This is a genomic window from Streptomyces nogalater (assembly GCF_039532885.1).
Classification (GTDB): Bacteria; Actinomycetota; Actinomycetes; order Streptomycetales; family Streptomycetaceae; genus Streptomyces; species Streptomyces nogalater.
In genome coordinates, this window is sequence record NZ_BAAASM010000086.1 from 1 (window position 1) to 11,733 (window position 11,733).

General features: G+C 67.6%; 10 protein-coding genes and 1 pseudogene. 10 read left to right on the forward strand and 1 reads right to left on the reverse strand.

The window, feature by feature from the left end; genetic code table 11:
• The 10 genes and pseudogenes from ABD350_RS37505 to ABD350_RS37550 all read left to right on the forward strand — a co-directional run.
• Nucleotides 1-349, forward strand: a pseudogene (locus ABD350_RS37505) (hypothetical protein); the annotation flags it as partial.
• Nucleotides 350-450: 101 nt separating this feature from the next.
• Nucleotides 451-1,449, forward strand: a complete 999-nt coding sequence (locus tag ABD350_RS37510) for an AAA family ATPase (RefSeq protein WP_344353892.1) — start codon at nt 451-453, stop codon at nt 1,447-1,449.
• The gene (locus ABD350_RS37515) at nt 1,446-2,213 is read left to right on the forward strand and encodes an AAA family ATPase (protein WP_344353894.1); all 768 of its coding nucleotides are present in this window, start codon (nt 1,446-1,448) and stop codon (nt 2,211-2,213) included. Before ABD350_RS37510 ends, ABD350_RS37515 begins: the two co-directional genes overlap by 4 nt.
• A 98-nt stretch (nt 2,214-2,311) precedes the next feature.
• The gene (locus tag ABD350_RS37520) at nt 2,312-3,370 is read left to right on the forward strand and encodes a hypothetical protein (RefSeq protein WP_344353896.1); all 1,059 of its coding nucleotides are present in this window, start codon (nt 2,312-2,314) and stop codon (nt 3,368-3,370) included.
• Nucleotides 3,370-5,007: a transcriptional regulator gene (locus tag ABD350_RS37525; protein WP_344353898.1), complete on the forward strand. Its 1,638-nt coding sequence runs from the start codon at nt 3,370-3,372 to the stop codon at nt 5,005-5,007. The genes ABD350_RS37520 and ABD350_RS37525 overlap by 1 nt, the downstream gene beginning before the upstream one ends.
• Before the next feature lie 676 nt (nt 5,008-5,683).
• Nucleotides 5,684-6,283 carry a DNA-binding protein gene (locus ABD350_RS37530; protein ID WP_344353900.1) on the forward strand — a complete coding sequence of 200 codons (600 nt, stop codon included), beginning with the start codon at nt 5,684-5,686 and terminating at the stop codon, nt 6,281-6,283.
• A 27-nt stretch (nt 6,284-6,310) separates the two neighbouring features.
• Nucleotides 6,311-8,398, forward strand: a complete 2,088-nt coding sequence (locus tag ABD350_RS37535; RefSeq protein WP_344353903.1) for an alpha-amylase family protein — start codon at nt 6,311-6,313, stop codon at nt 8,396-8,398.
• On the forward strand, nt 8,398-9,120 hold the full coding sequence (locus ABD350_RS37540; RefSeq protein ID WP_344353905.1) for a helix-turn-helix domain containing protein: 723 nt from the start codon (nt 8,398-8,400) through the stop codon (nt 9,118-9,120). The genes ABD350_RS37535 and ABD350_RS37540 overlap by 1 nt, the downstream gene beginning before the upstream one ends.
• A 380-nt stretch (nt 9,121-9,500) precedes the next feature.
• A complete protein-coding gene (locus ABD350_RS37545; protein WP_344353906.1) occupies nt 9,501-9,734 on the forward strand; it encodes a DUF397 domain-containing protein in 234 nt (77 codons plus the stop codon).
• A 94-nt stretch (nt 9,735-9,828) separates the two neighbouring features.
• Nucleotides 9,829-10,758, forward strand: a complete 930-nt coding sequence (locus ABD350_RS37550; RefSeq protein ID WP_344353908.1) for a helix-turn-helix domain-containing protein — start codon at nt 9,829-9,831, stop codon at nt 10,756-10,758.
• Nucleotides 10,759-10,815: 57 nt separating this feature from the next.
• Here the strand turns inward: ABD350_RS37550 and ABD350_RS37555 are convergent, their stop codons facing one another.
• A complete protein-coding gene (locus ABD350_RS37555; protein ID WP_344353910.1) occupies nt 10,816-11,640 on the reverse strand; it encodes an SAM-dependent methyltransferase in 825 nt (274 codons plus the stop codon).
• Nucleotides 11,641-11,733 lie beyond the last annotated feature (93 nt).

Sequence of the window (11,733 nt, forward strand, 5' to 3'; positions counted from 1 at the left end):
CGACGCCGACAACCGTCGGCATCTGGGCACCGCCTACCTGGCCGATCAGGCCACCGACGAGCAGATCGAGCAGGTCTACCAGGCCCGCGCCGAACGTGCCCGCCGCGTGCGCCGCGACCTGCGCCGCGCCGAGACCCTGCGCCGTCGGCGCTTCAAAGCACACACCAGTGCCGGACCGGCCCAGGCAGACACCACGATGACCCGCAAAGAGGCCGCCAAAGAACTGCGCACCTGGCGCTCCAGCCGCGCCGACGACGATCTGCCCACCGACTACATGCCCCGCCGAATCACCCCACCCGGCCGCTGGGCCGTCCCCGGCATATCCACCCCCTCCCAGGAAGACACGTGACCACCGCGCTCACCACCCCCGACCCGTTCCCTGGCCGGACCACCCGCATTATCCGCGGCCAAGAGGTGCGCTGGCGAGGCCGCTCCTACACAGCCGCCTGGATGACCACTCACGCCCAGCGCACCGTCTGCGTCCGCCCCCGCAACCCCGACACCCTCGACGTCTACGACCCTGACACCGGACAGCCCCTTGGCACCGCCCACGCTCAGCCGCCCCACCCTCACTCCGACAACACCCACACCGCCCAGACGAGCTCGAAGGAATCCGACGTGACCGACACCACCCAGACGGCGCCCCGCACCGACCAGGACGAGGTCGTCGGCGAACCCGACTTCTACCTCAACCTTGCCGGCGCCCGCATCGTCGCCACCGAAGCCCTCCTCGAAGCCAGCGAGAACATCGCCGACACCATCGAAGCCCGGGCCATGTCCTGCATCTACGGCGACGCCGGCCTCGGCAAAACCTTCTCGGTCCTGGCCGCTCTGAAAGAAGTCTCCGCCGAACGCGTCCTGCTCCTGCAGTTCCGCTCCCGCCCCACCCCCCGCGACATCCGCCAGGAACTGTTCACCGAACTCCGCCTCGAAGGCAAACCGCCCTCCCACCCCAGCGAGTTCGACCGCCTGCTCAAGCGGACCCTGGCCCGCAAACCCTACGTTCTGGTCTGCGACGAGGCCCAGCAGTTCAGCCGCGAATGCTTCGAGTTCGTCCGCCACCTGTGGGACACCGGCAAGGGCAAGAACCGCCCCGCCGTCCTCTTCGTCGGTGGCGAAGAGGCCTACAAAACCCTCTACAGCGAACCGGCCCTCGCCTCCCGCATCTACATCTGGCAGGAATTCGCCCCCATGGAAGCCGATGAGGTCCAGCGCAACATCCCCCTCTTCCACCCCGTCTGGGCCAGCGCCTCACCCGAACTCATCGACTACGTCTACGAAGAAGGCGCCGGCGGCACCTTCCGCGTCTGGTCCAAGATCACCTACCACGTCCTCGAAGGCATGAAGCGCCGCGGCCTGGAACAGGTCGACGAATCCATCGCCCGCTGGGCCATCCGCCGTGCCCTGCCCCGCCGCCGCTCCCGCCGCCCCCAGCAGGACGCCGGGTGACCTCCACCGACAACGCGAACTCCGCGCCTCACTACCTCAGTCTGCCCGACGCCCGCACCGTCACCACCCAGGCCGTGCGGGCCGCCGGCCACGCCCTCGACAACGCGCTCCGCGAGCAGACCATGATGTGCCTGACCGCGGACCCCGGCGTCGGCAAAACCTTCACCCTGCACCTCCTGTGCGAGCAGCGTCCCGCCCTGCACGCGCTACGGCTGCTCCCGCGCCCCCAAGCACGCCCCGACGACCTGCGCCACAGCCTGCACCGTGCCCTGAACCTGCCCGGCCACCCACCCCAAGACGCCGGCATCTGCGACGACTACCTACGCCACGCGCTGGCAAAGCCGCCCCGCCTCCTCGCCATTGACGAAGCCCACCAACTTTCCACCTCCTGCATCGAATACCTGCGCTACCTCCACGACGATCCCCTCCCGCAAGTCACTATCCTGCTCCTCGCCAGCAGGCCCCGCTTGAAAGCCCTACGCTCACAGACCGCCCTACTCAGCAGGGTCACCACCTGGCACCACATGGAACCGCTCGAGGCCGACGAAGTACGCACCGTCCTGCCCGCCTTCCACTCGCTGTGGCAGAACACCGACAGCCACACCCTCGTCCGCCTGGACGACATGTGGGCACACGGTAACTTTCGCCGCTGGGCCGCTCTGACCCACCAGCTTCAGGGCCACCGGCGCCGCAACCCCGCTCAGCCACCTGACCCAGCCACCCTCCTGCGCCGCCTGCACCCCCCTCTCGCCCTCGCCACATGACCTCGTCGCCCACAGCCGCTGCAACGGCCGACACCGTCGGTAAGTGGACCCCCACATGGTCCCCGAACCACACCGACCCCAGCCTGCCGCCCATCACCGTGATCACCGACCTCCACGACCAGCCCTCCTACACCACCACCGCACTCGCCTCCCACCAGCCCGAAGCCGGACGCATCGCGGTCCACCCCACACCTCTGGCCACCGCACCCGCCTACCTCGCCCACGACCTCATCCGGGCCTTGGGTAAACACCTGCCACCTCCAGGCATCGACCCGCCCTGGTGGACCACCAATGCCGAATCCTCCTGGCGTGTCACGGCCGCATGGACGCAAGCCCTCCACATCAACCACTACGTCATCTGCCGCGCACACCGCATCACCGGCCGCCACCTCGAGCACCTCATGGCCCTGCGTGAACGCACCCGCGCCCGCCTCACCCTCGTCGTCAGCGGACCACCACCGGCTGTCCTAACCAGCATCCTCAACGCCGTCCCCCACCATTCGATCACCACACTCGAAGCTGCTCGCCAGCACCTGAACACAGGATCAGAAAGCCTCACGAACACCTCCGCCACCTACCCCTGGTGGCACCGCGCCCCCTTCCCTGCCCCCGACAACGAACCCTGGTATGCGCTTCCCCCGCGCCCCCGGCACCCCGCCCGGAGACCCGACACCGCCACCTCCAGTTCCCATGGCACTCCGGTCCGGCACCCCTCCACCCACAAGGTGGCGCCCGCCATCGCTTTGCCAGCACTCACCAACCCGTCCACCCCCAGCCCGCACCACGAGCCCATAGCTCAGCGCATCCACACCCGCATCGCCCACCCCGTACACGCCGCAGCTGTCGCCATCCGCGCCCTGACCGGCTACGACACCGACCAACTGCCCCATCTCACCACTCCGACACCGCTGCGCCCGCGCGCCGACCTTCCAGCCGATCTCCCCGGCTGGGCCCTCCTCCTTCTCGAGGCGGCCCGCGCCCACACCGAACTTGAGGACTACACCCGTTCTGAACTTCCCGCCCATCTCACTGGCGCCAACAAGCCCTTCCGGCTGTCGACCTGGGACCAGCACGACATCGCCGACGCCACCGAGACCTGCCGCCTTGTCGCAGCCCCCACCCTGAAGCGTCCCAGCACACGCAGAAAGAATATGTGATGAGCAGCTACACAACCATCGATGCCCTACTGGCCGAACATACCCCGCTCCCTCCGCCCGCCGAGCGCACCCGCCTGCGCAGCAGCCTTGGAATCGCACGGGCACGAGTTGCTCAGGCCATCGGCATCAACACCGCCACACTCGACGCCTGGGAAGAAGGGCTCGCCGAGCCAGAAGAGCACCTGCGCGCCACCTACGCCTACTTCCTTGCCCAAGCTCACATCGTGCACGCCTACCGCGCCAAAGCCATTGCAGCGCCCCGCATCACCGCGTCCACCGAGACAACCGACGCCACGGTCGAAACCCTCCCCCAGTGTGCTCCCTGCGTCCTGTGCGGCAAGCCGGCCACCCAACAAGTAGCCGGCTACCCGCAGCACCTCACTGCCGCAGAATGCGCCGAGGCTGCTGCCCCCACTCCCGCACCCCCGCGCCCTGCCCGGTACGAGGCGAAACCGGACAACCGCATCCCCAAACCCCGCAGCAGTGCACCACAACGATCAAGCACCACCCAGGATCTGATCAGCCAGAGCGTCACCGCAGCGCTGGTCGCTCACGATGGTGACCCACACAAAGCAACCGCAGCACTCACCGCCCGTGCGATCCCCGACGCCATGGCCCTGCTCAACGCCTGCCGCGTAGGCGGCCGATACGACATTGTCCACCACCCTGCACTGCCAGGGATGCTCCGCAAAACAGGCCCCCGGGAACCCGACCTCATCTGGGAAGCACGTCTCAATTGGCAACGTCCCCAGGCGCCGGAACACACCGGCCCGGTCGCAGTGCTCGACATCAACGGTGCCTTCCTGTCGGCTCTCAAGACCCACTTACCACTCGGCCGTCTCGAACCCAGCAACCCCCAACACCACGACCGGCGCCGCGCCGGCGTCCACCTCATCACACCCCCGACCTGGGAACACGACGCCTACCTGCCCAACCCCATGGGCCCACGGCAGGAACCCGGCCCTGTATGGGTCACCGAGCCCACCCTGCGACTCCTGCTACGCCTGTCAGGACCCGGACACGCACTATGCGATCCACCTGTCATCCATGAGTCCTATACGTCCGGTGCTACCGAAAACCTGCTCGAAAAATTCCGTACCACACTGCGCGACGCCCGAGCGCGCGCCCTCGACGAGGACGACAAGGTCATGCTCGAGTACGTCAAAGATCTGTACGCAAAGTTCGTTTCCACGCTGGGGGAGTCGAAGCAGAACAGGGAACTGCGTCGCCCGGACTGGATGCACATCATCCGCTCGCAAGCCTTTGCCAACCTGTGGTCCAAGGCATACAAGGCACACACCGAAGGTCTGACTCTCGTGCGCGTGTGCGGAACTGACGAACTTCACCTGCAAGGAGACTGGCTGCGAACCTTCCCCGAAGGTCGGAACCTGAGTCAGATGAAACTAAAAGAAACTTATGCTCTTTCTAGAATCTACCCAGAAGTCAAGGAGAATATCCAAGTAGCATGTAAGAGCCCGAATTTCGAGAAACGGCGTTACGAGTATGCGGGCGGCCGCTACGTAGGATGCCGCACCTGCGGAGGAGACCTGTGCACCGCTTGCCGAACTGCTCACCTCCGTCCATCCGATGTTCCATACGAGTACAACGACGACAACGTGTGCGAATCCTGTCGGTAGGCCGTTGCGGGTGGCTCTGAGTACTTGCATGAGAGGGATGTCGGCGACGACCAAGGCTGCCTGCTTCTCGCGCTGGCCGGCTTCGACCTGGTGGCGGAACTTCGGGCTGTCCGGGTTCGTGTGCAGAACGGTGATCGGCTGCACAATACAGGCCCGTTGCGCGAGCAGCGAGTACGAGCACAGTCAGCCGCAGCCGTGGGTGGCTTCGAAGCCGCGGTTCACTCCCGGAGCATGCGTAAGCAGAGTGCCGGACGTGTCAGCGTGCCGGGCTTGCGATGCGTGAACCTGCGTGGCGGGCTCAGCGATTCCCAGGTGTCTGGCGATGGCCGGCCCGGGACGCCGTCCAGTGGCGACATGTGAGCTCGGAGTGAGGAGGTCGGGTGGCGCGGCCAACGAGGGCGTCGTCCTTTCCGTCGGCTCTTTCTCCCCCCCTGGCGCGCCCGCCGTGCAGCGATGCTCTCAGTGTTCACGCGCTCGGCCGTCACGCTTCACGCCCTTGGCCACCTTTGGCTGCCGGGCCATCAGAACCGCCGCCAACCGACGGCGTGAGTGCCTGGCATCCCCCGGAGGGCCGGATCGGCATCGTGGCGAGGTCGGGATGGGGTTTGACGCTCTTTCACTTCCATCGTAGATTGCATGCCGAATCAGATATCGAGTAGGGCATGCGATTGGAGGGGTGGTGCTGCTAACGACGGGCCAAGCGGCTGCAGAGATCGGCTGCGCGATCACCACGTTCCGCCGCCTTGTGGAGGCCCGACTGCTGCCCGGCTTGTCGCGCCGCGGTGTGCGGGTGATGGTTCCGCTCGATGTGGTGCAGGCGCTCAGCACCCGTTCGAGCGCGCCGCTGGAGGAACTCGCGGCGGAGGAGATCGCCGTCCTGCGGGTCGATGTGGCGCAGCAAGTCGACGATCCGGACCGCGACTGGATCGGCTTCGCCGCCTTTCTCACCGCGGATGACCTTCTGAAGGCGTTGCGTGGTTGGTGGCGGTGCGATGCTGCCAGTGTCGCTGCCGGGGGAGTGCTGCCAGTGACTCTGTCCGGCTACGTCGTAGCCGTGCTGACGGGTCTGGAGCGGTGGGAGAAGAATGCTGAGGGCCGGCACGCCTTTCCCGACGCGCGGCTGGCCGGCTATGTGACCGACCTGGCCGCCCCCCAGGTCACCCTCACTGCCGACACCAGTGACGACCGCCACCTCGCCGAACTCCTGCTGGGCACACGGCTCGCCTCCCACTCCGGCGGAGCGATCGCCTATGTCCCCACGACCAGCACAGGCTGAACTGCCAGCCGGACAAGGAAGCAACCGATGGACGCCCAGAGCTACAACGCCGGCCTCGCCGCGCTGCGCACCGTGCGGGACCAGGTCAAGAGGGTCCGGGCGGAACTGGCGAGGCTGGAGGCCGACCGGGACAAGCGGATCGCCCACCTGGCCACCTATGCCAAGGCCAAGGCGGAACGGATCGCCCCGGCCGCCGGGCTGAGCGTGGCCGATGTCGTCGCCGTGGCGCCCACGCTGGCCCCCGATCACCTCGCCCAAGACGACGAGCCTGCTGCCCAGCCCGAGGACCAGGCCCCGGCCCCCGTGGACACCGGACCGCAACCGGCCGGCCAGCCCGGTGCGACGGCGCCCGCCATCCGCCCTGCCCACTCCCACCCCGAGCCCTCCGCGCCTCCGGCTGCCACCCCGGCGACGCCTGCCGCGCCGCGCACCCTGCCCGGCATCCCCGAGGGCGAAGCCGGTGACGCCTGGTTCGCGCACACCGCTGGCCTGGCCTCCACCCGCCCGAACTTCACACAGCAGGCCCGCTCCACTGTCTTCCTCGACGCCACCACCGGCATCCTGGTCCACCGCCAGCAGACCCACCATCTCGACCTTGGCAACGCCACGGCCGCCGACATCCTCACCGCGGTCTTCCACACCGTCCCCGAGGGCGTGGAGCGGATCTACATCACCGCCGGCGACCCCTGGCACCGTGACGCCGACCGCTACCCCTACCTCCGTGATGCCGTCGCCGCCTGGCTGAATGCACCGATTCCGGGCTGGCGTACCGATACCGGCCGCGGCCGCGACCGCATGGCCGGGCACTTCGTCCACGCCCGTAACCCCGTCGGCCGCTACCAGCGCGACAACAGTGACCAGCATGTCGAGATCCGCTCGGTGGGGGAGTGGTTCGACACCGACAGCGATGATCCCGCCACTATCCGCGACGCCTTCGTCCTGCTGTGGCAGGCCCTGCGCCGCCACTGGAACGACGCCGTGATCATGGGCTCCCCCTCGCAGACCGGCCGCGACCTGTGGACCCGCACCATCCCCACCCGCGGACAGTACGCCGACGGCTTCCCCGTTCTGTCCGAGGAACTGCGCGGTCTGCTGCACGCCACCGCCGGCCAGGGCCGCAACGAACTCATCACCCCGCCCCGCGTCGCCGACCAGCTGCCCCGGCTCGTCGAGTACGACCGGACCTTCGCCTACGCCAAGCACACCTGGAAGTCCCCGGTCGGCACTCCCCGCCGCATCACCGCCGCGGCCTTCGCCTCCTGGCCGGAGAAGGAGCAAATCCGCGCCCTGTACGGGTGCGGGCACTGGCAGGTCCGCGTGACCGTCCCCGACACCTGGAACCACGTCGGCCTGCTGCCCGCCCCCGCCCCCGGCGACCGCGCCTGGCACTACCCGGCAAGCCCCGGCACCACCTTCACCACCTGGGCCGGCGGCCCCGAGATCCACACCGCCCTGACCAACCCCATCCAGCCGTGGAAGATCGAAATCCTCGACGGCATCCTGTGGGAAGACGGCAAACCGCTGGACGACTGGGCCAGAAAACTCAAAGAGACCTGGACCAACCTCTCCGCCCAGGCCCAGTTCCACGGCGACCCCCAGCAAGCAAGGGCCGCCCACCTCGCCTCCCGCGCCGTACGCTCCATCCTGCTCTACGGCATCGGCGCCTTCGCCCAGCGCCCCCGCATGGTTACCGGAACCACCCCTCGCAGCATGGAACGCGACGTGCCCCCGGACGCCGAAATCATCTCCTTCGACGATGAGTGGATCACCTGGCACAAACCCACGGGGTTCAGCCGCGATCCCAACGCCCACCCCGAATGGGCCGCCGCCATCTGGTCCGCGGCCCGCGCCGCCCTGCTCACCCAGCGCCACCGTGACGACAACACCTACGCCGGCGCCCTGCATACCCCGCCCGGCACCGTCGTCGCCTTCCGCACCGACGCCCTCTACCTCACCCAGCCCCAGAACTGGCCCTACCACCACCAGCCCGGCGACTACCTCCTGCGCGGCCACCTCACCGGCCCCGCGCCCGCCCCCACCACCGAGGAAGAACTCCTTTCCCTACGGGACGCCGGACGCGCCGAACTCGCCCACAGCGCCGCCCAGGAGGCCTAATGCCACCCCGCTCACGCCGAGGCCGCAGCCCACAGCAGCGGCAGCCGAACGAGGCCGCACAACTTACCGACCGGCTGCGGACGGCTGGCTTCACCAAAAGGGACATCGCACGGATCATCGACCGCGACCCGTCCCTGGTCTCGCAGTTCTACACCAAGGGCAAAGGCGCAGCCTTCGTACCGGCCCTCCGCCAAGTCCTCGCAGCGGTCGAAACCGGCGGTATCACCGACCTGCCCGAACTGGCGGCCATCGCCGGCCGTCACATCACCCGCCGCACCACAGCCTCCGGTACCCGCGCCCGGGTACGTACCAAAGCCGTCCTGATCACTCCCGCCGGCACCGGCACCGGCCGCGCCGGCGCGCAGGCCATCGCCTCCGGCTCCGCCCGCCTGCGCCCCCTGATCGCCGAAGCCGCCCGACAAGGCCTGCGCCTGGCATTCACCGTGCGCCTCGCCAAGACCGCCTACCTGCACCCTTCCGGCAGCCGCACCGACTCGCCCGGCATCCGCCGAGGCGTCATCCAGCGCGCTGATCACACCGAAGAACGCTCCTACGGCTCCGCCCAAACCGGCGGCTTCGCTGCCACCGACTTCGCCCGCCGGGTCGATGCCGCCGGCGGAGACGTCACCGCCGCCGTCCACCAGTGGCTCGTAGAAACCGGCCGCATCAGAGTGGATGCTCAGATCCTCCACCTCGAAGTGCGCACCTGGCGCCCCCGTTGACCCGCTGTGCGCCGGATGCAGGGCGCCCGGAGAACCTGACGGCCGGCACCGCCTCATCCTCGCCGGCAGCACCCTCGCTCCCGGGCAAGACCACAAGCCGCAGCACCGCTGCGTAAGACGGCGGTAAGGCTGGGATGCTCTTCGCTGCTGCGCTTCCTGGGGCCGGTATCCACCCTCTCTTGTGATCACTGCGGCGTGACAATCGTTCGGTTCGGGCACTCTTTCGAGGGACTGCGAGAACCCTGCCCCGCCTCTAGCCTGTTCTCATGTGAGTCACCCCCCTTCTTGCATATGCAAAAAGCGGCAGGGGTGACTCGGGAATTGCTCTGCTCGAACAGGTGAGGTTCGGGCCGGTCTCGTTGACGGAAGTGGGTTCTGTCATGGACGTACGCAATGGAATCCGTGCGAGCGCGATCAAGGAGGCGAGGTGGGTCAAAAGCTCGGCAAGTCAGGGCGTGGGAAACTGTGTTGAGGTAGCCGACGTGACCGGCGTCGGTGTGGCGGTGCGCAACTCCCGCTTCCCTCACGGCCCCGCCCTGGTCTTCACTCAGGAGGAGATCAAGGCATTTGTGGCCGGAGCCAAGTCGGGGGAGTTCGACCACTTCGCCGGCTGACGGCCAGGGCTTCGGGCTGAAGGCGATTCGGCGGACGTACGGACTCCACGCTGGGATACTGGTGCGCCAGTGGACCAGTCTCGAGGAGTGCCGCATGTCCGCCGATCGTTATGGGCTGGCGTCGCAGTCCGTTCCGGCGCAGGTGGCCGACGTGTGCCGTGGTGCCGCGTCGCGCAACCTGGGCAACTTCCTGAGAGAGCTGCGGACCCGCAGGGGGCTGACGATGGCGCAGGCCAAACACGCCATCCGCGGGTCCGTTTCCAAGATCAGCAGACTGGAGCGAGGGGAGAGTCCTCCCAAGGAGCAGGACGTGTGGGACCTCGCCCGTCTCTACGGTGCATCCGGCGGCGAGCTGGAGGACATCCACGACCTGTTGCGGCAGGTACGGCAGGAGACACGCGGCAGCCAGTTCTCGGACGTCACTCCGGACTTCCTGCGGCGCCTGATCGAACTGGAGAAATCCGCAGTCCACATCCGGGCGTACGAGAACTGCGTGGTCCCTGGCCTGCTGCAGACCCGGGAATACGCCAGGGCTGTGATCGAGGCCGCGATACCGGAGGCCGACGAGGTCACCGTTAGCCGGCACTTGCAGGTCCGCAAAGAGCGATGGGAGCTGTACAGCAACGCCCAGGACACCGAGATCACCGCCGTTCTCGACGAAGGGGTCCTGCGCAGGATGGTCGGAGGCCCAGAGGCCATGCTGGGCCAGCTCCGGCACCTCAGTGTGGCTGCCGGCGAGGACATGCCGAATGTCAACATCCGGGTCATACCGTTCGACCGGGGGCTCAGCACCGCTCCCAGCTTCCCGATCACCCACCTGACCTTCAAAAACGGCGGCCCGCCGGAGATGGTGTACCTGGAACTGCTGGATTCCGCGAACTACATCACAGAGACGGCCAAACTCGCCCAATACCGGCTGGTCCTGGACAAGACACTTGAAGCGGCGCTGGGGCGCAGAGAAAGCGTTGCCTTCCTCGAAAAAATGATCAAGGAAGTGGAGGCCCGCCTTCCGGCGGCGCGTTAACAGGCTGTGGCTGGGGAGTAGTGCAACTCCCGTACGGCTTGGTGTTCTTGGCCGGCGTCAGCGGATGGGCACGCGGCCCACCCCGCCCCACTCGACCCAGTCGTCGGCCTTGGGGCGGGGCATGAGCTCACTGTCCGGCCGCCAGTCCGTGACATCACACAAGCCGGGGTCGATGATGTCCAGGCCCAGTGCGTCGAAGTAGGCGCGGACCTCGTCAGCTGTCCGGACGCGCCCCCACTTGCCGCCTGTGGCCCGGTCCATCAAGTCGGTCACCCGGTTGCGGATATCGGCGCGGTCGCTGACGAGTTGGCAGATGACGAAGAAGCTGCCCGGCTCCAGCCGCGCTTTGACGGCGGCAAGCATCGGCAGCACGTCCTCGTCCTTGAGGCAGTGAACCACGGACACGAACAGTGCGGCGGTGCACTCGTTTTTACGGATAAGCCGCCTGACCTCCGGGGTGCCGAAGATCGCTTCCGTCTCCCGCATGTCTGCCCGTAACACCGCGACGCGATCATTCTGGTCCAGGCGGCTACGCCCATGGGCCAGCACGATCGGGTCGGTGTCCAGGTAGACGATCCGGCAGGAGCGGTCCACTCTTTGCGCCACTTGGTGGACGTTGTCCTGCGTGGGCAGACCGGAGCCGTGGTCGAGGAACTGACGGATTCCGTACTCCTGGGCCAGGACCCGGACGACTCTGCGGAGGAAGGCCCGGTTGTTGCGGGCGAGGACTTTCGAGCTCGGGGCGATCTCCAGGAGGTCCTCGCACGCCTTTCGGTCGGCCGCGTAGTTGTCCACCCCGTCCAGCAGCCAGTCGTACATGCGCGCCACGCTGGGGGACCGGGTGTCGATGGCGTCGGAAATGGGTTTCTCCTCACGGGTCATCGGCCCCCGGCGCGAGATCCGGCGAAGATCTGAGGGGCTGGAAATCCCATGCTAGAGCGCTACTTGGCATGCGTGCAGCCCCACACGCTCCTC